Source organism: Novosphingobium sp. 18050 (assembly GCF_902706195.1).
Classification (GTDB): Bacteria; Pseudomonadota; Alphaproteobacteria; order Sphingomonadales; family Sphingomonadaceae; genus Novosphingobium.
On record NZ_CACSJO010000008.1, the window covers coordinates 142,021 to 163,917 of the forward strand.

Here is a 21,897-nt window from a genome sequence, read left to right on the forward strand (position 1 = left end):
GCAGGGGTTGCCGTCCCAGCTGCGATCCATTCAAGGTACACGCCGGAACGGTTGCTGGCAAACGCCGGGCCTTGGGTAGTGCCGCGCGGCTCTCATTGCACTTGCGCCGCTTTGCCTTCGCGCACGGCATAGCTGCGCACGAATTCCGGGCTGTCGACTTTGCCCTGCGGCAGGTGGAGGACCGAGTTCGCGCCAATGCCGATGACCTGGACGCGGTCGACCCGCAGCGGCCCGGCTTCACGAGGGAGGCGCAGTTCCGCGCCTTTCACCAGCCATGCGCCGCCGTCCGGGGCGGTGGCGTAGATGCGTCCGGTGCCGTCCGCCTCGACCGCGACTGCCGCGCTTTCATCGACGCCCAGGCCGAGCATGGGCGGCGCGTCGGCAGGGCGGCCGTCCTGCGCCTTGGCGACGAAGGCGAAGAGGCGGCCCAGACGGTCGCGCTCCTTGAAATGGGTGTCGGTGACCACGCCTTTCAGCGATGCAAGGTGCAGGAAATCGCCCTCGATGGTGTTGGCTGGGCCGAATGGGTCGGCCAGCGCTTCGTCGCTGGTCAGGCTGCCGCCGTCCATCGCGCCATAGAGCTTTTCGCCCAGCATCGCGAGGCCGGCGCTGGTGCCGCCCAGCGGCTTGCCTGCCGAGACATGCGCATTCAGCGCTTCCGCCACCGGCGTACCGCGCCAGTAGCGCACATAGCGCGACTGGTCGCCGCCGGCGATGAAGATGCCGTCGGCCCTGCGCAGCGCTTCCAGCACTTTCGGGTCATAAGCGGCCTTGCGGCCCTTGAATACGAAGGTCTCGGCAGAACGGATGCCGCCGATGTCGTTGTAGAATTCCTTGCCGATCTCGGGCCCCAACGAAGCGCGCAGGATAACGATGTGGCCTTGCCCGGCATGGGCGAAGAACCACTTCATCGCATCGATATTACGGTCGCCCCCGCCCATCAGCAGCAGGCCGCCCGAGTGCGCGGCGGCCGCCGGCGCGGCAGTGTCGCCAAGCACGAAATGCCGGTAGCCCGGTGCGGCCCATGCCGGAGTGGCGGCGAGCAGTACGGTGCTGCCGACCAGGAGTGCCAATCTCTGCAATGGCCGAAACGTGCGGGCTCGAAACGTCAAATGGGAATCTCCGGGACAGATCGCAGGGTGCGCAAAGTTGCGACATTTTGCGCACACCATTCTGCAATGTGCAGTAATAAAATGTCAAACTGATTGAGCTGACCCGCATATTGTGGTCTTCCTTAACGCGCCGGAAGACATTGGGACACGCGGGGGCGGTCCATTTCGGCGCATGGGGGGCTTAATGGTTGCAGGTTCGCTTCGTCTTCGCCGGGCGTTGATTGCCGGTTGCGGGATTGCCGCGCTGGGCATTTCGATGGCGGGCGCCGCCTCTGCCCAGGACCTGCAACAGCAAGCCGAAGCACCGACGCCGGAAGACGCCATCGTGGTTACCGGCTCGCGCATTCCGCGCGTGGCGACTGAAGGCCCCGCGCCGGTCACCGTGATCAATTCGAAGACCATTCTTGAAAACGGGTACGCCAGCGTGCCCGACATCCTGCGCGCCGTTACCCAGAACGGCGGCGAGACGCAGAGCCAGCAGTCCTTCAGCGGCGCCAGCTTCACCCCCGGCGCACAGCAGGTGGACTTGCGCGGGCTTGGCCCGAACCACACGCTGGTGCTGGTCAACGGCCGCCGCATCGCCGATTTCCCGCTGCCTTTCCAGGGCCGCAGCAACTTTACCGACATCTCGAACATACCCGTCAGCATGATCGAACAGGTCGAAGTGCTGAGCGGCAGTGCCTCGGCTATCTACGGTTCGGATGCAATCGCGGGCGTCATCAACTTCAAGCTGAAGGACAAGATCGACGGCACCACGATCGACTACCGCCACGGCCGTACCGAACATGGCGGCGGCATGTCGCACCGCCTTTCGGTGACCAGCGGGTGGTCGAGCGACCGGTTCCACATCGTCGGCGGTGCCGAATACATGCTTCAGCGACCGCTTTGGGCATATCAGCGCAAGATCCAGGACAGCACGGCCGACAATCCGACGACGGCCAGTCCCCTCGCGCGGCGCACCTTCCTGCGCTACGATCCCGATGCCGACGAATACGTGGACCCCGGCGCGGCGACCTGCGGCAGGCTGTCTTCGCTCAACGGCGGTTCCACCTATTACGCGTCGCGTCCGCGCTACGGCGCTTATGACGACGATCTGGAGGATTACGGCCCCGGCTATTTCTGCGGCAGCAACACCTCCGTCGGCTACGGCACGGTGATTTCGCGGCGCGAAGGGTTCAATAGCTACGCCTCCGCCGGTTACGAACTGTCCGACGCGGCTGAACTGTTCGTCGATGTGCAGTTCGGTATCAGCAAGGTGGCGCTGATGTCCGACGTGCTCGACTGGGGGTTCCAAAGCTCTTCGGGCAGCAGCGACACGACTTTCTACAACGCCTACGACGACCGGCTGGACGACTGGTATCGCCAGTTCACGCCCGAGGAATCGGGCGGCTTCGGCAAAGTCATGACCCGCAACCGGCAGACCACATTCAGCGTCACTCCGGGGGTCAAGGGCGCGCTTTCGGACAAGTGGTCCTACGAGCTTTCGTTGAACCACAGCGAGTACCGGGCCAAAGTGCAGTTCCCGCAGGTCATCGCCGCCAAGGCCAACGCCCTGTTCCTGGGAGAGCAGGCCGGCACCGACGAGGACAGCGGATACCCGATCTTCAACGCCGATCCCGCGCGCCTCTACACGCCGCTGAGCGGGGCAGAGTACGACAGCATCACCGCCTATTCGGTATACCGTCCCAAGAGCTGGACTGACAACCTTTCGGCGACGATCACCAGTACCAGCCTGTTCGACCTGCCGGCCGGCCCGGTGGGCTTCGCGGCTGTCGCCGAAGCGGGCAAGCAGGGCTATGATCTCAACCCCGACCCGTTGGCGCTGACCGACTATTACTACGGCCTCAAGGACAGCGACGGCCACGGCAAGCGCAGCCACTGGGCACTGGGCGGCGAACTGCGTGTGCCGGTGACGAGCTTCCTCCAGCTATCCGGCGCGGCGCGCTATGACGGGTTCCGCTTTGCCGGCAGCACGATTGGCAAGTTCACCTACAACGGCGGTCTTGAACTGCGCCCGATGCAGAGCCTGCTGCTGCGCGCTGCATACGGCACGGGCTTCCGCGCGCCCGACCTGCACTATGTGTTCACAGGCCCGGGCAACACCCATCCCTCGGCCACCGACTACTACTTGTGCCGCTCGGAGGAGCCGGATGAGGATATCGGCGATTGCTCCTATTCGGACGAGGGTATCGTCGCCCAGCGCAACGGCAATCGCAGCCTCAAGCCGGAAACCAGCAAGTCGATCAACGCGGGCTTCGTGTGGCAGCCCAGCCGCCACTTCGACGTCTCGGTCGACTATTTTCGGGTTTCGTTGTCCAATCAGGTCCAGGACCTGTCGATCGACCAACTTCTGCGCGACGAGGCGGACTGCCGCCTTGGCGAAACCAATTCGGGCAGCGCGGTCGATATCAATTCGCCCACCTGCCAGGACGCTCTTGCGCGCGTACAGCGCTATGCCAGTGGTGTGAACGAGGGCGAACTCGACGCGGTATCGGTCAACCCGATCAATATCGCGCGTGAGAAGACCAGCGGCATCGACATCGCGTTCCACGGCAATCTGCCCACCAGTTTCGGCCTGTTCGCGCTGTCCGCCTCGCACACGCATGTGTTCAAGCACAGTTTCCGCCAGTACCCGGGCGATCCGACAATCGACAAGCTGGCCTATGACAGCGGCTATGATATCCCGCGGGACAAGTCGACCGCCAGCCTGACGTGGAGCCTCGACCAGCTTAGCTGGACCGTGTCGGGTACGCGCCTGGGCAAGTTGCCGAACTACGACGAGGACGCCTACATAAAGGCCAGCTACCTCTTCAACACCAGCATCCAGTACGACTTCACCGACCACCTGCGCGGCTCGCTGACGGTCAACAACGTGCTCGACAAGAACCCGGTGAAGGATCGTACTTACGCCGCTTATCCCTATTACGACATCAGCTGGTTCGACAGCGTCGGCCGCAGCATCTACCTGGAGATGACGTGGAAGCTGGGCGGGAAGGGCCTGTAAGCACCGCTCGATCACCCGTTCGTCATTGCCGCTCCGCGCTGGGCCGCGCTGGCAATGACGAACGGCGCGTCAGGGCGCGGGTTTCGCGGCGTCAGGGCAAAACCCCATTTCCGCAAGCACGTCCATCAGCCGCTGTCCGTCGGCATTGACCCGGCTGCGCCAGTCCTGATGATCCAGATGTCCTAGTACGGACCTTTGAAACGATCCCGCAGCCCGCGCTGCATCGCGCAGCAAGCGTTCCGGCATTTGCGCCGGCTCGCCGCGGACCGCCTCTTGATCATGCGCGCGCGCCGCCTCGGTTGAACGGCGAGCGGGGAGGGGCCCCTTCGCTCGCGGTTCGAGACCTCCGCCCAGGCTGCGGTCCTGTGTATTCGTATCCACTTTTCAGGCTCCCGATCAGGCAGTGTTTCCGTCGTGCCGGTTCTCTCTTTCCTGAACACGCGAACGTCCGTCAGGTTTCGCTCGGATCGTGGGTAAATTACGGGTGGTCATCAATCTGACGTAAAACTGGTACATACCAGTTTGGGCAACAACGACACGGCCCCATGTCAGATCTACAGCCCGCTCACCGCATCCGACCGTTCCCCTTGGCTATGGGTGGGGTGGCTGCGTTTGCCGCCTATTTCGCGATGTATGCCTTCCGCAAGCCGTTTGCGGCGGCGACGTTCGGTGACACCGGCCTGACGTTTTTCGGCATCGACTATAAAACCGGCCTGCTGATCGCGCAGGTGCTGGGCTATGCAGTATCCAAGCTGATCGGGATCAAGGTGATCGCCGAATTCGGCCGCAAGGGCAGGGCCTGGGCCATCCTGGGGCTGATCGGCATATCGTGGCTGGCGCTGATCGCCTTCGCGCTGCTGCCGCCCGGTTGGGGAGTGCTGTGCCTGTTCCTCAACGGCTTGCCGCTGGGCATGATCTGGGGGCTGGTGTTCAGCTATGTCGAGGGGCGCCGCGCTTCCGAGATGCTGGGTGCGATGCTCTGCGCCAGCTTCATCCTCTCTTCCGGCGTAGTGAAGTCGGTTGCTGCGATGCTTATGCAGTCCGGGATCAGCGAGTACTGGATGCCCGCCGCTACAGGACTGGTCTTCATCCCGATTCTGCTTGTGTCGCTGTGGATGTTGGAACGCCTCCCCCCGCCCGATGCACGCGACGAGGCCGAGCGCACGGTGCGGGTGCCGATGCGCAAGGCAGACCGCGCCGCCTTCCTGCGCGAGCATGGCGTGCCGATGCTGCTGCTGATAGCCGGTTACGTGCTGCTGACGGCGGTGCGCGATTTCCGGGACAATTTCGCGGTGGAGATATGGAGCGCGATGGGACTGGGCCATGTCGCCTCGGTCTTTTCGCAAAGCGAGCTGCCGGTAGCGATCATCGCCTTGACTGGCCTCGGCGCCCTCATGCTGGTGCGTGACAACATGCGGGCGCTGCTGGCTATGCACGGGGTGATCCTGCTGGGAGCGTTGGTGCTGGGGCTTTCGACGGTGGCGTTTCAGGCGGGCCTGTTGCCGCCGCTGGGCTGGATGGTCCTGACCGGAGCCGGTCTCTATCTGGCCTATACCCCGTTCAACGCGATGCTGTTTGACCGTATGATCGCGGCGCTCGGCCGCGCGGGCAATGCCGGATTCCTGATCTATGTCGCCGACAGTTCGGGCTATGCCGGCAGCGTTGCCCTGTTGCTCTACCGCAGCCTGGGCGCGCCGGCGATGAACTGGCTGCCTTTCTATATCGACTGCCTCTACATCACGGCGGTGCTGGTGTCGGTGCTGACCTGCCTTTCGGGCTTCTATTTCCTACAACGAAGCCAAAGCCTGGGCGTGTCTGTTCATGCGTGACACGCCGGAGCAGGACGTCATCGTCGTCGGCGCCGGGATCGTCGGGCTGGCCCATGCCCTGGCGGCGGCGCGGCGCGGCAGGCGTGTGGTGGTGATCGACCGCGACGCGCAGGCGAACGGCGCTTCCATCCGCAACTTCGGCTTCGTGACCGTCACCGGGCAGGAACGCGGCAGGGTGTGGGAACGAGCCCGGCGCAGTTCCGAAATCTGGCGCGAAATCGCGGGACCGGCGGGCATCCGTATCGAACAGGAAGGCCTTTTGCTCCTGGCCCGGCGACCCGAGGCGGCGGCCGTGCTCGATGCGTTTCTCGCTACCGAGATGGGCGGACAGTGCGAGCGTCTGACGCCTGCCCAAGTACGCAGCCATTGCCCGGCAGCGCGGTCGGTCGCGGCGGGTCTGCGCAGTCCGCATGACCTGCGCGTGGAATCTCGCACCGCCATCCCGCTGCTGGCGGCGTGGCTGGCGGCCGAGCACGGCGTCAGCTTTCGGCGCGGCGTCAGCGTCCGGCACGTCGAGCCCGGCCGTCTGCATTGCAGCGACGGTGAGTACCGCGCCGAGACGATCTTCCTGTGTCCCGGCGACGATGGCGGCGCGCTTTATCCCGCGCTGTTTGCGCAGGAGGGCATCACCCGCTGCAAGCTTCAGATGCTGCGCCTCGCCGCGCCGGGGTGGACGTTGCCGTTTCCGGTCATGAGCGATCTCAGCATGGTGCGTTACCTGGGTTACGCCGCGCTGCCCGAGGCGCGGGCCCTGCATTTGCGGCTGCGCGCCGAGCAGGGCGAGGAAATGGCTCAAGGCATCCACCTCATCGCGGTTCAGGGCGCCGATGGCAGCCTGATCGTGGGCGATAGCCACGACTATGCGCAGACGCCCGATCCATTCGGCAGCGAGGCGGTGGATGCGATGATCCTGCGGGAATACGAGGCGGTGCTGGGCCCGGCGCCTGCCGTGATCGAACGCTGGACCGGCACTTATGCATCCGCATCCAGCCACAGCATCGTGCGCGATGTGGCGGCGGGAGTGCGCCTTATCGTGGTGACCAGCGGCACCGGGGCGTCGACGGCCTTTGCGTTGGCCGAAGATGTCGTCGGCGAAGTGTTAGACAGCGAGAGGAAACCGGCATGCACCCAGGCCTGAAAGCCGTCGTCTTCGATTGGGCGGGTACGATGATCGATTTCGGCAGCCGTGCGCCGGTCGTGGCTCTGTGCAAGCTGTTTGCGGCTGCCGGTGTTCCCATCACCGAGGCCGAGGCGCGCGCCGACATGGGTATGGCCAAGAGCGATCATATCGATGCGCTGCTGGCCAGTGCTCGGGTGCGGCGGGCGTGGACACTGCATCACGGGCAGGCGCCGACCCCAGCGGATTCCGCTGCGTTGTTCGCCGATATCGGGCCGATGATGCAGGCCTCTGCGCGTGAGTGCACGGATCTGATACCGGGCGCTGCCGAAATCGCGGCGCGGATGCGTTCGGGCGGCGTGAAGATCGGTTCGTGCACGGGCTATACGCGCCAGATGATGGTCGACATCCTGCCGCTGGCAGCAGCCCAAGGCTATGCGCCCGATGCGTTGGTCTGCGCGGGCGACACGCTGGCCGGGCGGCCTACTCCGCTCATGCTGTGGAAGAACTTTGTCGATCTGGGTGTCTGGCCGGCAAGCGCCTGCGTTAAGGTGGACGATGCCGCCGTGGGCATCGCCGAAGGCCGAGCGGCAGGCGCGTGGACGGTTGGTGTGGCGGCCAGCGGCAACGGCGTGGGTCTGTCCGAGCAGGCGCTTGCGGCGCTAGCCCCGCAGGACCGCGCGCAGCGTATCGAAACTGCCCGCAGCGTGCTGCTGAAGGCAGGCGCGCATGTGGTCATCGACAGCGTTGCCGACTTGCCCGAGGCGCTGGCGCAGTTGCCGATCGGTTAGGCCGGGCCCCGCCAGCGCGCGCTCAGGGTCTGACGCTGAGGTCCACGTGCACGCGGATCGCGTCGTGCCGCCAGTATTCCTGGTCGTATTCGACCACCCGGCCCTGGCTGTCGAAGCTGGTGCGGACTACCAGCAGGCCGGGGGTGCCCGACTTTGCGCCCAGCGCGTCGGCCACTTCCTTGGTGAGTGCGCAGGGGCGCATGTCGACCCGATTGCGCGTCACCGTCACGCCGTAATGCGTGGTGAGGATATTCGTCAGCGATCCATCCAGCGAATGGGACAGCAGGTCCGGCGCCAGCGCCGGGTCCACGGTGATCCGTTCGACCAGCACGGCGCGGTCGTCGATCCGGCGGCGGCGATCGATTACGTGCAGCGGCGCGCCGGGCGATACGCGGAAGATGTCGGCGACGGCGGAGGGCGCGGGCGCGGTTTCCTTTTTCAGAGTTTCCGTGCTGGGCATGCGTCCCTGTTCGCGTACATAAGTCATGAACCCGGCCCATCGCATGGGGTCGTACGTGACCGCAGGCGGCGAGACGTACCAGCCGCTGCGATCGCGGCGATAGATCAGTCCTTCCGCTTCGAGCTGGAACAGCGCCTCGCGGATCGTGCCGCGAGCGGTGCCCGTGCCGGTCTGCATCTGTCGCTCGGATGGCAGCCGGGTGCCGGGAGCCAGTTTGCCCATGTCGATGTTGAGTGCGATCTGATCGCGCAGGGCCAGATATTGCGGCCCTTCCACCGCGCCCGGAGAGCGGGTCCACTGCAACAGGTCGTTCTTCGCGCGCATAAAACAGCCATGCTGGAGGAAAAAACGAGGGTCAATGCGCAAAGCGCCGCCCGGCCCCGCCGGACGACGCTTTGGCGGTTCCTATCGAAGATGCGTCAGAAGATGTAGCTGGCGCGCAGCTGGAAGGTGCGGCCCGGCTCCATGTAGTCCTTCATGTAGCTGGGGTTGTCGCCCTTGGTGGTGTAGTATTTCCAGCCGCCCAGGATATTGCCCACGTCGAAATCCATCGCCATGTGGCTGGTGAAGTTGTAGCGCGAATGGAAGTCGAGGCTCTTGTTGGGCTGTACCCATTTGTCGACGGCGTTGTCGCGCAGGTCCTCGATGTACTTGCCGCGGTAGTTGTACGAGAGCTTCATTTCCACGCCGTATTTCTGGTAGGTCAGCGCCGCATTATAAAGCAGGTGGGGGGTGTTGACGAAGCGGATGGGTTTGCCCTCGCGGTAGGGCAGGCCGGTTTCGGCGCTGCTGTGCTGGACCGTCACGTTGCCCTCGATGCCGAAGCCGTCGAACGGCGAGTCGAGTCCCTGCAGGGTCTTCACCATGTTGAGTTCGATGCCGTAGATTTCGGCCGTCTCGCCGTTCTGCGGCTGGGTGATCTCGATGCTGCCGTTCTGGGTGGGCGCATCCACCTGGCTGCCATTGGTAAAGATGAAGTTCTTGATGTGCTTGTAATAGAGCCCGGCTGAAAGGATGCTGGTGGCATCGGGGTAGAATTCAGCGGAAAGGTCGGCGTTGATCGACTGCGCCGCCTTCAGGTCCGGGTTACCGCGGCTGATCGCGACGATCTCGTTGTTCTCATCGCGCGAAACGGTTTGCCCGCCCGAGACATAGCCATATTCCGGCGGCGAATAGCCGGTCCAGATCGCGGCGCGGTAGACCTGCTTGTCGCCCCGGCGCCAGATCGCGGTGAGGCTTGGCAGGAACATCGTGTAGGAGCGGTCGGTGCTGTCGAAGCCGCTGTCGTCGCCGTCGGATGACCAGAAGACGTTGTGGGTCTCGCGGTGCTCCACGCGGGCGCCGGCGATGATCGAGAGCTCGTCCATGGTGAAGTGGGTTAGCGCATAGCCCGCGTACACCCGCTCGGTGCCGCGCTTGTCGTCGGCAAGCAGGTCGACGGGGTCGATGCCGGCGGGATTGGCGCCCATCGCGGCCTGGACGGCGCTGACCACGGCGCTGCGGTCAAACACGTCGCCGTAGTAGTATTTGCCGCCCAGGATGCTCGTCACTTCCTTTTGGACGAGGCCGGACTCCGCAAGGTTCAGCCCGTCGAGCGATGTGCCGGTCAGGTCGCCGTCGTACAGCGGGGTGTAGTCGTACTGGCGTTTGGACTGCATGAACTTGCCGCCGAACTTCACGTAGTCGAGGATACCGTCGAAGTCGTAGCGCGCGTCCAGCTTGGCGGCGATGCGCTTGTCGGTCTGCCTGTCACGCGATGCGCTGGCGCCGCTGAAGGGCAACAGCGAGGAGTCCCGCTCTACGTTCCGGGCATAGGCGGGCAGGCCGGCCATCGGAAAACGCGGGTCGGCCGATACCCAGTCGATGCCGGTGGCGGTCAGCGGATAGGCGCACTTGTCGCAGTTATAGCCGATCGAGTAGCTTTGCGGGGTCGAACGCTCGCCCCCGGAATAGCTGACGTCGTAGTCCAGATGCAGGCGGCCCAGGTCGCTCCTGCCGCCCAGATTGGCAGTGTAAAGCGTCTGGTTCATGTCGATCGTGCTGAAATTGCGGGCGAACTGGAACTGCTGCGGGCTCCAGACGCCCGACCGGCCATTGAGCGACCAGTAGCCGGTGTCGCCGGCATCTGCGTCGGTGATCAACCCGTCGCCGTCGGCGTCGACGATCTGCGCGGCGGTGTAGCTATAGATGTTGCCCTTGACGGCATCCTTGCCGACCACGGCCTTGTCCGGCTGGAGCAGGCTGGTGTCGTCCTCGTTCACCTGCGTCAGGCGCGCGGTCGGTCGGTTGCGGTAGTCGGTTACGTCGTTGGTGCCGCGCTGTTCCTGGCGCGAATACTGACCGCGCAGATAAAGCTGCGTGGTGTCGCCGCGATAGTCGAACGATGCGTTGCCGCCGAAACGAGTCTGTTTGAGGCGGCGATAGTCGAGGTCGATGCCGGGCAGGTGCATGTTGCTCGTATCGATCTCCTCCTCGCTGTTCTTGCGCCAGTTGTATGGTTCCCACTCGCCGTCGTTCTCGGTTTCCTGGCCGTTGCCGTGAGAAATGCCGTAGTTGGCGGATACGAACACGCCGAAGCGGTCGTCGGCGAAGCGGCGGCCGAAATCGACCTGGCCCTGATAGTTGGCCGAGTCCTCCTTGGCGTCGCGGGCCTGCTGGTTGAAGCCGCCGTTGGCATAGAGCCGCAAGGTGGTGTCGTCCTTGAAATCGAACGCGGTGGGCGTGCGGAAATCGATACTGCCGCCGATGCCGTCGCCGTCCTGGTCCGGCGTCAGCGTCTTGGTGACGCGGATTTCGGCAAGGCCGTTGGGCGGAAGCACGGTAAGCGAGACGTCGCGGCTGTCGACATTGGTCTGAGCCACGCGGACACCGTTGATGTAGACCGCGTTATACGTGCCCGAGAGGCCGCGAATGGACACATATTCGCCCTCGCCGGTGTCTTGGTTGACGATGACGGAGACCCCCGGCAGGCGCGCCAGGGCATCCGCCACGTTGGCATCGGGCAGCTTGCCCAGGTTGTCGGCCGAGATGATATCGACGACGTTTTCGGCCTTGCGCTTGGCGTCGATCGCCGCCGTGGCGCTCAGGCGCTGGCCGGTGACGACGATATTGTCGGCGGGTTCTTCCTCGGCATATGCCGACGGCGCGATGCTGCCTGCAACCAGCGCCAGCGCTGCGACTGAAATCGATAGCGATACCTGTCGGCGCCGCGCGGTCCTTGACTTGCCCATAACGTACTCCCCGTGAAATCCCGATCGACCGCCCGCGACGCGGATCGGCATTGATCCAGCCTGCAGGCCAGGGAACTGGGGGAGGCGCACGGCTTCGCGTGCGGCATCGACTCAGTTCCCTCGGTCAACTGGTATAAACCAGTTTGGAATTACATCTCCGTGACAGGCTCTGTCCTCGCGGCGTTTTTTCCGTCAGGGGTAGTTTGTGGAGGCGGGTGAACTATTGCGCGCCGGTCTTGCTGCGGGGCCTAGAGACGCACCGATTCCAGCAGCGGGCGATAACTTTCCAGGTCCGGGACATCCCACTGCGGGCGCTTGCCGTGATCGTCGTAGCGGCGAAGGGCGATGGCGTCCGTAAAGTGAGGGTCGCGCAGAAATTCCGCCTGTTGCGCCGCATTCATGGGGCCGCCCTGCATTCCCAGGCTCAGGATCGAGGCCCGGCTTAGCGCTTCGGTATAGCCCGGTTCCACGGCGCAGAGATAACGCTTGGCTGCAACATGCAGCAAGATCGGCCGGGTGACCGCAGGCGGGAAGTGGGGCGCCAGGAAAGCCGCGCCGGACACTTCGTGGCGCGCGTCGATCCCTTGCTGTTCGGCAGCATCTCCGGCTCCGTCGAGGAATTGCCCGATATCGTGCATGAGGGCCGCCGCGACGAGAGAGGCGCTGGCGCCATCCATCTGGGCCAACTGCCCGCATTGCAGCACGTGCTGCATCTGGGTGATGTCCTCGCCGTAGTGGACATGGCCCATATCGTTGAAAATACAGAATATAGTGTCGATGATGTCGGCGCTCATAGCTGGTCCCATTCGATCCGTCTGTGTTCTTCCAGAGCGGCCAGCCCGGCGTGGGCCCTTATGCCGTGAAGAACTGTCGTCAATATGTAGCGATTCTGGACTATACCAGAATTATGTCTTGAAGACGACAGATTCCGTCTTCGGAAAAAGTTCGGGAAAGGGACCGTGAATGGAAGGAAACAGCAGGCGGCAGTTTCTGCGTATGGCAGGCGGCGCCGGCGCAGCTTCGGCGCTGTCGATGACCGGGTTGATCGACCGCGCGCTGGCTATCGCCGCGTCGGGCCGGACGAGCACGATCATGGACGTGGAGCACGTCGTGGTCTGCATGCAGGAAAACCGCTCGTTCGATCACTACTTCGGCATGCTCAACGGGGTGCGGGGGCTGGGCGATCCGCGCCCGCTGCGCCTGCCGGGCGGCCGCACGGTATGGTCGCAGCCCTCCAAGCAGCATCCCGACGGCTATGTGATGCCGTTCCACGGCGATTCAAAGACGAGCCGGTCCTTCCTTGTCGACGGCGCGGACCAGTCGCACGTCGAGAACATGCACATCTTCGACCGGGGCCGCTACGATCGCTGGGGTCATACCGGCGAACTGCACAACCGCATGTTGCACTATGGCGCGGGCGACCTGCCCTTCTATTACGCGCTGGCGGATGCCTTCACTGTTTGCGATGCCTACCACTGTTCGACGATGACGCAGACCTACCCCAACCGCATGCACCTGTTCACCGGGTGCAACGGCGGCGGCGGCGTGGGCGGCGATCCCGAAATGCAGAATTACGGCGAGGATGAAACTCCCAGCGCCGACATGGCGACCGACCGGCCCCTGCGCCCGGACGCCTACCGCTGGACCACTTATGCCGAGCGGCTGGAGGCGGCGGGCGTCAGCTGGAAAGTCTATCAGGAATACGATAACTTCGGCGACAACCTGCTGTCGGTCTTCCCTGCCTTCCGGCCCTGCGACAAGGCATCGCAGCTTTACCGGCGGGGCCGTTCGTGGGTCAGCGAAAACGCGCAGGGCGCCGACCGCACCCGGTCCGACGGCGAACAGCTGGTCACCGCCTTTCGCCGCGATGTGGAGACGGGCTCGTTGCCGCAGGTGTCCTGGATCGTCACCGCCGCCGACCTGTCGGAACATCCCGCGGCAGAACCCTCGAAAGGTGAGCATGTGGTCGCCGGACTGATCGAGGCGCTGATCGACAATCCGCAGATGTTTGCCAAGACCGTCTTCATCCTCAATTACGACGAAGCCGGCGGCTTTTACGACCACATGCCGCCGCCGGTCGCGCCGGTGGGTGATTACCGGGGCCACAGCACGGTGCCGTTGGACGGCGAGGCCAAGGATTATGGCGGCGGCAAGCCGGGGCAGATCGCCGGGCGGCACCCGGTGGGACTGGGCATTCGTACACCGGCCATCGTGGTTTCGCCGTGGAGCAAAGGTGGCAATGTCTGCTCCGAACTGTTCGACCACACTTCGGTGTTGCGCTTTATGGAGCGGCGTTTTGGTGTGGCTGAACCGAACATCAGCGCTTGGCGCCGGGCGGTCTGCGGGGACTTGGGCTCCGTGTTCGATTTCGCCGGCGCTGCCTCCGGTCCGCCGGGGCGGCCGCTGCCCTCCACCGCCGATTTTCGCGCGCGTGTCGCCCGCTCGGCGGCGGGGACGGCCAATGCCATTCCGGCCCGGCAGCAGCCCACGGCGCAGATGCCCGGCCAGCGCGGTCACCGGCCGCTGCCCTATCGCTTCACCGTGGACGGGCGTGTCTCCGACGAAGGGCGTTTCCAGATTGTCATGGCCAACCACGGCTCCGCCGGGGCAGCCTTCACCGTCCATGATAACAGCGACCGGCAGGAGCCATGGCACTATACCATCGGCGCCGGAGACCAATTCACTAGCGAGCAGTGGCACGAGGGCCAGCCGCTGGACGGCTATGACCTGACCTTGCGCGGGCCGAACGGTTTCTGGCGGCGCTATGCCGGGGAACTGGGCGGCGCGGCCACATCGGTGGAACTGCTCTGCGCCGATCTGCCGGGGATGGACGGGGTGGAACTGCGGATGCTGAACCGGGGCGAGAGGTCAGTGACCGTGACTGCCGTTATGGACGCGGCCTATCCCATAAGCGGCCAGCGGTCGCGCCGGGTGACGATCGCTCCGGGCCAGCAAGTGAAAGACCTTTGGACGCTGCAGGCAAGTGACAACTGGTACGATCTGAGCGTTTCGATAGACGGCGATATCCGGTTCCTGCGCCGCTTCGCCGGGAAGGTCGAGAACGGCAGGCAGGGACGCACCGATCCGGGCATCGGGGAGATGCGGCTGCTGGGCTGAGGGCTTTGCGGGCGCCGCGGTGAGGCCGCTGGTTATTTGATGGCCAGCGGTCCCGTGCCGCCCGCTGCGGGGTCGGAGAAAGAGGCTTTGCCGTCCTCGACATGGCCCGCCATCCGCCATGATTGCGTAGGTACGTAAAGCTCGAGGTCGTACCAGCCGTGACTATGGGACAGGTCCAGAGGCAGGCGCTTGGTTTCACGGGGTTTCACTGCGACCGTGCGAACGGGGCGGCCATAGGACTTGTCCGTCAACGCGATCCGCAGAGGTTCACCCGAAAGGTTGCCGACCACCAGTTCCGCCACTTTGCCCCGCATTTCCAGCCGGGCGGAAAAATGGCGGGGGCTGCCCTTCAGGCGGCGGTGAAAGCCGTTGGGGCCGACCAGAAACAGGTCGCAGCCGTCCTTCAGGGGAGCGCCCTGCAGGGTTTGCCGGGCGCCGACGGTATAGCGCGCGGGCGGTCCGTCCAGTCGGTCCATGTCGTAGAGGTGGAACACCGCAGCGCGCGTCGTCCCGGCATTGGCGAAGATCAGGGACGGACCCGCATCGCCCGGCGTCAGCCATGCGTCGATGGCATAGGGCGTGGGCCTCCGGCGGCGCAGGCCGGTCTCCTGCACCGGGGCGGTGAGGGCCGCAGGCAGCGGCGGGGCAACGCCTTTCAGCGTCGCGGCCCGCTCGGACAGGGCCCGTGTCCGCGGCAGGGCGGCGAGGAAATCGGCGCGGTCGGGGTGAGCGAAGTCGAAGCAGCTGGTAAGGTCACCGCAGACCGCGCGGCGCCAGGCGCTGATGTTCGGCTCGGCCACGCCGAAGCGCGCTTCGAGAAAGCGGATGACGCTGGTGTGGTCGAACACTTCGGACGAGACGTAGCCGCCCTTGCTCCACGGCGAGATCGCGTAGAGCGGCACGCGCGGGCCCAGCCCGTAAGGGCGGCCGAGGAACACGGCGTCTTCGGCGTCCTGCGAATGGGTGTGGTATTCGTCGTCGGCGGGGATCGTGGTGCCTCCCAGTGATGCCGCGCCCATGCGCGCGGGTGGGGCCGGCGGCGGTACGTGGTCGAACAGGCCGTCGTTCTCGTCGAAATTGATGATGAACACGGTGCGCGCCCAGACTTCGGGGTTCGCGGTCAGCGCGTCGAGAATCTGTGCGATGTAGTCGGCCCCTTGCAGCGGGGTGGATGCGCTGGGATGCTCGGTGGTTGCCGCCGGGCCGACGATCCAGGAAACCGGCGGCAGTTTGCCTGCGGCGGCATCGGCGGTGAAGCGGGTCAGCGGGCAGGTCTTGACCGTGCGGCGCGCCAGTTCGGCCAGCGCCCCCTGCGCGGCGCGGTCCGCCTCGCGGTAGCGTTTGAAGCCGACCAGAGGGTTGTCGGTGAAGTTGTCATCCATGTCCTGGTAGATCTGGAAGTCGATCCCCGCCGCCATCAACCGCTCCGGGTAGGTAGTCCAGGTGTAGCCGCCGTGGCCGCGCGGGTCCTGCGTCAGCGCGTCGTAGCCGTTGTCGATCGCCGGGCCGTGGTTGCGGGCCATGGCGTCATGGCTGCCGGTCCACAGGTAGAGGCGGTTCGGATTGGTGCTGAGATGCAGTGCGCAGTGATAGGTGTCGCAGATCGTGAAGGCCTCGGCCAGCGCGTACTGGAAGGGCATGTCCTCCCGTGTGAAGTGCGCCATGGCGTGGTTGCGCTTGTGGCGCGGCCATTCGCCCATGCGGCCGTTATCCCACGCGGCCTGGCTGTCGGTGAAGCCGTGCGGCGTGCCGAGCGGGCGGTAGAGCCGGAAATCTGCCGGGGTGTCGAGCCGGAATGGGGCCAGCAGGGCAGGCGCCTCGCCTTCCTTCTCGTTCGGCTGGACCAGCACGGTACGGCGCGGGGCCTGCGGCAAGGGCGGGGCGGGCACGGCGAAGCGGTCGCTATAGCCGTGGACCCCGCGCATCGTTCCGAAATAGTGATCGAAGGCGCGGTTTTCCTGAGTCAGGATGACGACATGCGCGACATCGGCGATGGTGCCGCTGCGGCGGTCGGCCGGGATTTCCAGTGCGCGCGCGATTGCGGGCAGGAACGCGCCAGCGCCGCCACCCGCCGCCATCATGGAGCGGATGAAACTGCGGCGGTTCTGCGTGGGGATCATGGTGCCTGTCCGTAAGCTGCTGTTCGAAAGAGCGCCGAGGTGCCCTTTCGTTCACTTCAAACCGGCACCGCTAGGGCACTTCTGTTTCATTCGTGAGATAGCCGTAAAGGCAGGTCGCCGCTTTGCGCGCGCGACCTGCCTTTACGGATCATTGCGTCCGCGCGGTGAAGACCTCGCGCAGTACCTGCGCCGCGATCGAAGGTGTCATCGACATATGATCCTCGCCCGGTTGGATGCGCAGCGAAGTGCGCAGGCCGTAGGCCGACAGCGGCTGCAGGCGTTTCTCCAGCGCGGTCACATCCTGCACTTCCTGCGCCGGCTCCACGTCTCCGGCAGCGAGCATCAGGCTGGTGTGGCGCACGTCCACCTCGCCGCGCTCCACCCGGCCCACGAAGGCGCGTTCGGGCGGGAGCAGGTAGCGGTTCGCCCACCACAGGGTGGGGCTTGCCGCGACGTAGTGGTCGAACAGGGCCGGGCGGGTGTACATCGCGTAAAGCGCGAACATGCCGCCGAAGCTGTGCCCGAACAGGCTCTCCTGCTGGCTATCGATCTTATACCGCGCGGCGATGGCGGGCTTCAGGGTTTTTTCGAGGAAATCCAGCAGTTCGTCCTGCCCGCCCTGCGGCGGCTTCGCGCCGGGGGCTGGGGGCGTCAGATCGTAGGCGCGACGGTTGAAATCATGCGGCTTGTCGGTGGGATAGCCTACTGCGACGATGATCGTATCGGCAAAGTCGTCCTGCAGGCGCTTGGCATCGTGAAAGGTGCCGAAAAAGGCATTGCCGTCCAGGACGTAGAGCACGCGGTAACCGCCGGTATAGGGCACGGGGCCGGACGGTTCGCTGATCCAGATACGGTATTGCGCGCCCTGCTGCGATTTCAGCGCCAGTTCCTGGGTGCCGGGCATCTGTACCGGCGCCGCCAAAGCCGGGCCGGTAAGTCCGAGCAACGCCGCCGCCAGCGCGGGCATGACCCGTCGAGCCTGTGCAATCGTGCGGCGGATGGCTGCGAAAGGATGGAAAGTCATGCGTGTCTCCATTCGCCCGATCAGAACCTGTAGCCCAGCGTGCCGATCACGGTGCGGGCATAGCCGGTGCCGCAAGCCGAACGCACCGAACAGCTCGAATAATAGGTCTTGTCGAACAGGTTCGTCGCATTGACCGAAAGCGACCACTGTTTCCAGTCGAGCGCCAGCAAGGCATCCACCAGCGTATAGCCCGGGGTCCGCTGGGTATCCACCACGCTGCCGCCCGCATCGTCCTGATAGACCGCCAGTTCGTTGGTGGGCCCGACATAGCGCACGCCGCCGCCCAGCCTCAGGCCCATGTCGCCGCCCAGATCGAGGCTCTTTTCACCCCAGATACCGGCCGAGTGCTTTGCCACCGTGGGGATGGGGGCGCCGGTCTCCAACGGGTCGGTGGCCTTGCTGATCTCGGCGTCGACATAGGCGTAGGAGGCGGAGAGCGTGAAGTCGCGGGCTACCGTCCATGCGGCTTCGACCTCGATGCCCTTCGACTTCACCTCGCCCTGCTGGATCTGGTTGTTGACGTTGGTCGGGTCGGTCTGCAGCCGGTTAGTGCCCTTTACGTCGAAGGCCGCGATCGAGGCGAGGATGGCCGGGGTCGGCTGCCACTTCACGCCCACTTCGTACTGGGTGCCGCGCTGGGGCAGGTAAGCCTCTCCGTAGACATTGAGGCCGAGGGTCGGCTGGAACGATTCCGAATAGCTGACGTAAGGCGCGATGCCATTGCCGAGGTCGCCGATCAGGCCGGCGCGGAAGGTGGTGACGGTATCCACCTGCCGGTCGACGCCTTCGTTCACCGTCTTGGCCCGGTCGCGCCGCGCGCCCAGTACCAGCGTTACGCGGTCGGCATAGCGGATCTGGTCCTGCACGTAGATGCCAAGCTGGCTGGCGACCTGGCGCGGCTGGGGATCGAATGCGCCCATCTCGACGCCGGTATAGACGGGCGCATAGATGTCGATCGGCCCGGCGGTGCCGAAGGCATAGTCGGTGCGAGCCGAGCTGCGCAGGTAGTCGATGCCCACCAGCACCTTGTGCTCGAACGGGCCGGTCGCGAAGTCGAAGGTCAGGTTGTGGTCGGTGGTGAGCATCTTCACGCGGCTGCGAAAATCGAACACCGTGCGGTCGATCTGGCGGTTGTCGGCGTCGATGAAGGGGTCCTCCAGCCCGCTCCAGACGGAGAGATTGACCGTCCCGTTGTCCGATTTGTACCGGCTGTACCGGACCGCGCCGCTGTAACGGATGGCGTCCGAAAAACGATGCGACACCAGCAGCGTGGCGCTCTTTTCCTCGGTGTCGTAATAATCGTGGCCGGGCTCGCCAAGGAAGGCGCTGCGCGAAAGCCGCCGCCCCGCAGGCGCGTTGACGCTGGCGACCACCGGCACATAGGCGGAAATCGCAGCGGCCTTGTCGCGCTGGTAGAGGCCCAGCAGGGTGATGTCGGTGTTCTCGTCCGGCTGGAAGCGGATGGAGGGGGCAACGGCGATGCGGTCATCCCGGCCGAAATCCACCTGATTGCCTGAATCGCGCACCACGCCCACGAAGCGGGCGGCCACGGTGCCGTTCGCATCCAGCGCGCCGGTTACGTCGACTTGCGCCTGCTTGCGGTCGAAAGTGCCGTACTGGACTGCCACTTCGCCGGCGGTCTTGAATTCCGGGCGCTTGGTGATCGTGTTGATGATGCCGCCTGCGGCGCCCTGTCCGTACAGCACGGAGGACGGCCCGCGCAGGACCTCGACCCGCTCGAAGGTATAGACATCGGTGCGCGGCGCGGCCGAGATATCGGCGCGTTTCATGCCATCGACGAACTGCGCCGCGGGAAAGCCGCCGCGCGCGGTGACATAATCCCAGCGGTTGTCGACGCCGTTGGGTTCGGTGCGCAGGCCGGGCGTATAGCGCAGCGCTTCCTGCAGGCCGATGGCGCCGCGCGCGGCGATCTGTTCGCCGGTGATGGCGCTGATAGACTGCGGCGTTTCGGTGAGCTTGGTGTCGGTCTTGGTGGCGGTCACCGCGCGGTTGCCCAGCACGGTGATGTCGCTCGCCGCCGCCGCGCCCTCGGCGGATGCGCTCTGAGCGCCGCCGACCAGCGTGAACCCGCCGTCGCCATCGGGGCGGGCGGAAAGGCCGGTGCCGGCCAGCAGCCGGGCCAGTGCCTCGGCCGGGGTGAAGCGGCCGCGTACGCCCGGTGTGCTACGCCCGCGCAGCATCACGGGATCGGCCACGATCACCACGCCTGCCTGCCGCCCCAGCCGTGCGATGGCCGCGCCCAGCGGCCCGCTTTCGATCGCGATGGCGCGCGGGGCGTCGGCGGCCTGCGCGTTATTGGTCTGCGCAGCCGCGATGCCGGGCGCCAGAATGGCCACGGCGACGGCAATGCAGGAAATGGAAGTCGGGAACCGGGTCATTGCTGTGCCTCATTGTGCTGGTCTTGCCTTTGAGACGAGCGAGGTCGGCGGGACTGTTCAGGCGCCTGCGATATTTTATGGACGCTGCGGGCCGCGGCGGCGGATGAGCCGCCATGCACCGTCGCCGTCCTGCACGATCGCGGCGCCCGGAGTGCGCCCGATGGCCTTCAGCGTGCGGTCCTGATCGGCAAGGGGATAGCTGCCGGTCACCCGGATACCGGCCAGCGCGGCGGCGTCGTGCCGGATCGGTACGGTGCGATAGCGGTTGAGGGCGTCGACCACGCTGGACACTTCCTGATCGTCCACCTCCAGCCAGCCGCTGGCCCATTGGCCGATCCCGGCGGCAGGCGCGGAGCGTAGCGCCGAAACTCGGCCCCCGGCGATAAGCGCGCGGCCTCCGGGGCCGAGGTCGCGGCACGGGGCGCCGCCTGCCGCGCAGGCCCGCACCCGAGAGGCGGCGACTTCGACCAGCGTGCCCTCCTGTTCGCGGCTGACGGTGAAGGCGGTGCCCAGTGCGGTGGCGGTGCCGTCCGGCGTCTCGACCACGAAAGGCCGCGCCGGGTCGTGCGCGACATGGGCCAGCACTCGCCCGCGAAGAAGGCGGATGTTCCTTGAGCGCCCGGCCACATCGGTACGCACCGCGCTGCCGCTGTCGACGGTCAGGGTGCTGCCATCGGCCAGATCGGCGCTGCGCAGGCCGCCTACCGCCACCTGATAGTCGGGGAAACGATCCTGCACGCCGTCGCTGCGCCAGCCTGCCACGCCGCCAAGGCCTGCCAGCAGAAGGGCCAGCGCCGCGCCGCCCATGAGCCGCCGCCGCCCGGCCTCCGGTTCGGCCCCTAGCAGCCGGTCCAGTGCGCGCCGTTCCAGCCGCGAAACACCGGCTGCGGGGGCGCAGGCCAACATGCGCTCGATCGTCTCGCGGTGAGCGGGATCGGCATCGCGCCATCGGCGGAAGGCCGTGTGCTGCGCCGCGCTGGCCGATTGGGAATCGAGCAGCGCGGCCCAGTCTGCCGCCTCGGCAACGATCCTGGCGGATGCCTCAGTCAAGGCTGGCGACGGCATGGCACTGCACATAGGCCTGCGCGGTATAGCGGCGCACCGAACTGATCGAAATACCAAGGCGCTCGGCGATTTCGTGCTGCTCCAGCCCTTCGATGCGCCGCAGGATGAAGGTATCGCGGGCAGGCTTCGAAAGGCTGTCGAGGACGCGCATCAGCGCGGTGAGCATCTGCGAGGCCATGACGATCCGCTCCGGCGTCACGGCGTTTACAAGGTCTTCTTCGGCGATGGCGGCCATGATCGCCTGCTCCACCTTGCCGCGCCGCACGTCGTCGATCAGTAGGCGCCGGGCCACTTTCGCCAGATAGCTGCGGGCATCGCGCAAGGGTTCGCCGGGCGCGCGCTCCAGCAGACGGCAGAAGGTATCCTGGGCAAGATCCTCGGCGCGGGTGCGGCAGCGTGTCTGGGGCGAAAGCCAGTCCCGCAGCCAGAGCCAGTGGCTGTCATAGAGCCGATCGATCCGGGATATGTCCCGCGCGACAGTGCTCACCCAACCTCCCGACCACAATGCAACTCGGCAAACCGCCTACACTAATGCGAACTATTAGCAACGCAGTTTCCGTCCGGCCGTCATGGCCCCTGAGCGGTGAAGGGATCGGACGTGAAAAAAGCGACCACATTGGGAAATTGTA

The 21,897-nt window shown here is 65.5% G+C and carries 14 protein-coding genes; 5 read left to right on the forward strand and 9 right to left on the reverse strand.

Annotation, left to right across the window (positions count from 1 at the left end; all coding sequences use genetic code 11):
* Positions 1-92 precede the first annotated feature (92 nt).
* Positions 93-1,073, reverse strand: a complete 981-nt coding sequence (locus tag GVL61_RS10550) for a cyanophycinase (RefSeq protein ID WP_235037628.1) — start codon at positions 1,071-1,073, stop codon at positions 93-95.
* 223 nt (positions 1,074-1,296) lie between these two features.
* Here GVL61_RS10550 and GVL61_RS10555 point away from each other — a divergent pair, with 223 nt between their 5' ends.
* From GVL61_RS10555 to phnX, 4 genes are all read left to right on the forward strand, one after another.
* The gene (locus tag GVL61_RS10555) at positions 1,297-4,116 is read left to right on the forward strand and encodes a TonB-dependent siderophore receptor (protein ID WP_159979693.1); all 2,820 of its coding nucleotides are present in this window, start codon (positions 1,297-1,299) and stop codon (positions 4,114-4,116) included.
* A 545-nt stretch (positions 4,117-4,661) separates the two neighbouring features.
* Complete coding sequence (locus tag GVL61_RS10560) at positions 4,662-5,945, forward strand: DUF5690 family protein (protein ID WP_159979695.1); 1,284 nt, start codon at positions 4,662-4,664, stop codon at positions 5,943-5,945.
* Positions 5,938-7,083, forward strand: a complete 1,146-nt coding sequence (locus GVL61_RS10565; protein ID WP_159979697.1) for a TIGR03364 family FAD-dependent oxidoreductase — start codon at positions 5,938-5,940, stop codon at positions 7,081-7,083. Before GVL61_RS10560 ends, GVL61_RS10565 begins: the two co-directional genes overlap by 8 nt.
* A complete protein-coding gene (gene phnX / locus GVL61_RS10570; protein ID WP_159979699.1) occupies positions 7,068-7,853 on the forward strand; it encodes a phosphonoacetaldehyde hydrolase in 786 nt (261 codons plus the stop codon). The genes GVL61_RS10565 and phnX overlap by 16 nt, the downstream gene beginning before the upstream one ends.
* A gap of 22 nt (positions 7,854-7,875) precedes the next feature.
* Here phnX and GVL61_RS10575 read toward each other — a convergent pair whose 3' ends face one another.
* The 3 genes from GVL61_RS10575 to GVL61_RS10585 form a co-directional block, all read right to left on the reverse strand.
* Positions 7,876-8,637 (reverse strand): UTRA domain-containing protein, encoded by a 762-nt coding sequence (locus tag GVL61_RS10575; RefSeq protein ID WP_159979701.1) that lies wholly within the window; start codon positions 8,635-8,637, stop codon positions 7,876-7,878.
* A gap of 95 nt (positions 8,638-8,732) precedes the next feature.
* A complete protein-coding gene (locus GVL61_RS10580) occupies positions 8,733-11,543 on the reverse strand; it encodes a TonB-dependent receptor (protein ID WP_159979703.1) in 2,811 nt (936 codons plus the stop codon).
* A gap of 248 nt (positions 11,544-11,791) precedes the next feature.
* Positions 11,792-12,337, reverse strand: a complete 546-nt coding sequence (locus GVL61_RS10585) for a phosphohydrolase (protein ID WP_235037629.1) — start codon at positions 12,335-12,337, stop codon at positions 11,792-11,794.
* A 169-nt stretch (positions 12,338-12,506) separates the two neighbouring features.
* Here GVL61_RS10585 and GVL61_RS10590 point away from each other — a divergent pair, with 169 nt between their 5' ends.
* Positions 12,507-14,660 carry a phosphocholine-specific phospholipase C gene (locus GVL61_RS10590; RefSeq protein WP_159979707.1) on the forward strand — a complete coding sequence of 718 codons (2,154 nt, stop codon included), beginning with the start codon at positions 12,507-12,509 and terminating at the stop codon, positions 14,658-14,660.
* Between the two features lie 32 nt (positions 14,661-14,692).
* On the opposite strand, the gene GVL61_RS10595 is transcribed toward GVL61_RS10590, so the two are convergent.
* The 5 genes from GVL61_RS10595 to GVL61_RS10615 all read right to left on the reverse strand — a co-directional run bounded on the left by GVL61_RS10595 (position 14,693) and on the right by GVL61_RS10615 (position 21,755).
* Positions 14,693-16,780 (reverse strand): phosphocholine-specific phospholipase C, encoded by a 2,088-nt coding sequence (locus GVL61_RS10595; protein ID WP_159979709.1) that lies wholly within the window; start codon positions 16,778-16,780, stop codon positions 14,693-14,695.
* A 148-nt stretch (positions 16,781-16,928) separates the two neighbouring features.
* Entirely contained in the window at positions 16,929-17,804 is an 876-nt protein-coding gene (locus tag GVL61_RS10600) for an alpha/beta hydrolase (protein ID WP_200844741.1), read from the reverse strand.
* Between the two features lie 20 nt (positions 17,805-17,824).
* Positions 17,825-20,203: a TonB-dependent siderophore receptor gene (locus GVL61_RS10605; RefSeq protein WP_159979711.1), complete on the reverse strand. Its 2,379-nt coding sequence runs from the start codon at positions 20,201-20,203 to the stop codon at positions 17,825-17,827.
* A 75-nt stretch (positions 20,204-20,278) separates the two neighbouring features.
* Positions 20,279-21,253 carry a FecR domain-containing protein gene (locus GVL61_RS10610; RefSeq protein WP_159979713.1) on the reverse strand — a complete coding sequence of 325 codons (975 nt, stop codon included), beginning with the start codon at positions 21,251-21,253 and terminating at the stop codon, positions 20,279-20,281.
* On the reverse strand, positions 21,246-21,755 hold the full coding sequence (locus GVL61_RS10615) for a sigma-70 family RNA polymerase sigma factor (RefSeq protein ID WP_235037630.1): 510 nt from the start codon (positions 21,753-21,755) through the stop codon (positions 21,246-21,248). Before GVL61_RS10615 ends, GVL61_RS10610 begins: the two co-directional genes overlap by 8 nt.
* Positions 21,756-21,897: the final 142 nt, after the last annotated feature.

Excerpts from the sequence above, each read along its gene's own strand:
- GVL61_RS10555 (WP_159979693.1), top strand. The coding sequence starts at position 1,297 with ATGGTTGCAGGTTCGCTTCGTCTTCGCCGGGCGTTGATTGCCGGTTGC.
- GVL61_RS10560 (WP_159979695.1), top strand. The coding sequence starts at position 4,662 with ATGTCAGATCTACAGCCCGCTCACCGCATCCGACCGTTCCCCTTGGCT.
- GVL61_RS10565 (WP_159979697.1), top strand. The coding sequence starts at position 5,938 with ATGCGTGACACGCCGGAGCAGGACGTCATCGTCGTCGGCGCCGGGATC.
- phnX (WP_159979699.1), top strand. The coding sequence starts at position 7,068 with ATGCACCCAGGCCTGAAAGCCGTCGTCTTCGATTGGGCGGGTACGATG.
- GVL61_RS10575 (WP_159979701.1), bottom strand. The coding sequence starts at position 8,637 with ATGCGCGCGAAGAACGACCTGTTGCAGTGGACCCGCTCTCCGGGCGCG.
- GVL61_RS10580 (WP_159979703.1), bottom strand. The coding sequence starts at position 11,543 with ATGGGCAAGTCAAGGACCGCGCGGCGCCGACAGGTATCGCTATCGATT.
- GVL61_RS10585 (WP_235037629.1), bottom strand. The coding sequence starts at position 12,337 with ATGAGCGCCGACATCATCGACACTATATTCTGTATTTTCAACGATATG.
- GVL61_RS10590 (WP_159979707.1), top strand. The coding sequence starts at position 12,507 with ATGGAAGGAAACAGCAGGCGGCAGTTTCTGCGTATGGCAGGCGGCGCC.
- GVL61_RS10595 (WP_159979709.1), bottom strand. The coding sequence starts at position 16,780 with ATGATCCCCACGCAGAACCGCCGCAGTTTCATCCGCTCCATGATGGCG.
- GVL61_RS10600 (WP_200844741.1), bottom strand. The coding sequence starts at position 17,804 with ATGACTTTCCATCCTTTCGCAGCCATCCGCCGCACGATTGCACAGGCT.
- GVL61_RS10605 (WP_159979711.1), bottom strand. The coding sequence starts at position 20,203 with ATGACCCGGTTCCCGACTTCCATTTCCTGCATTGCCGTCGCCGTGGCC.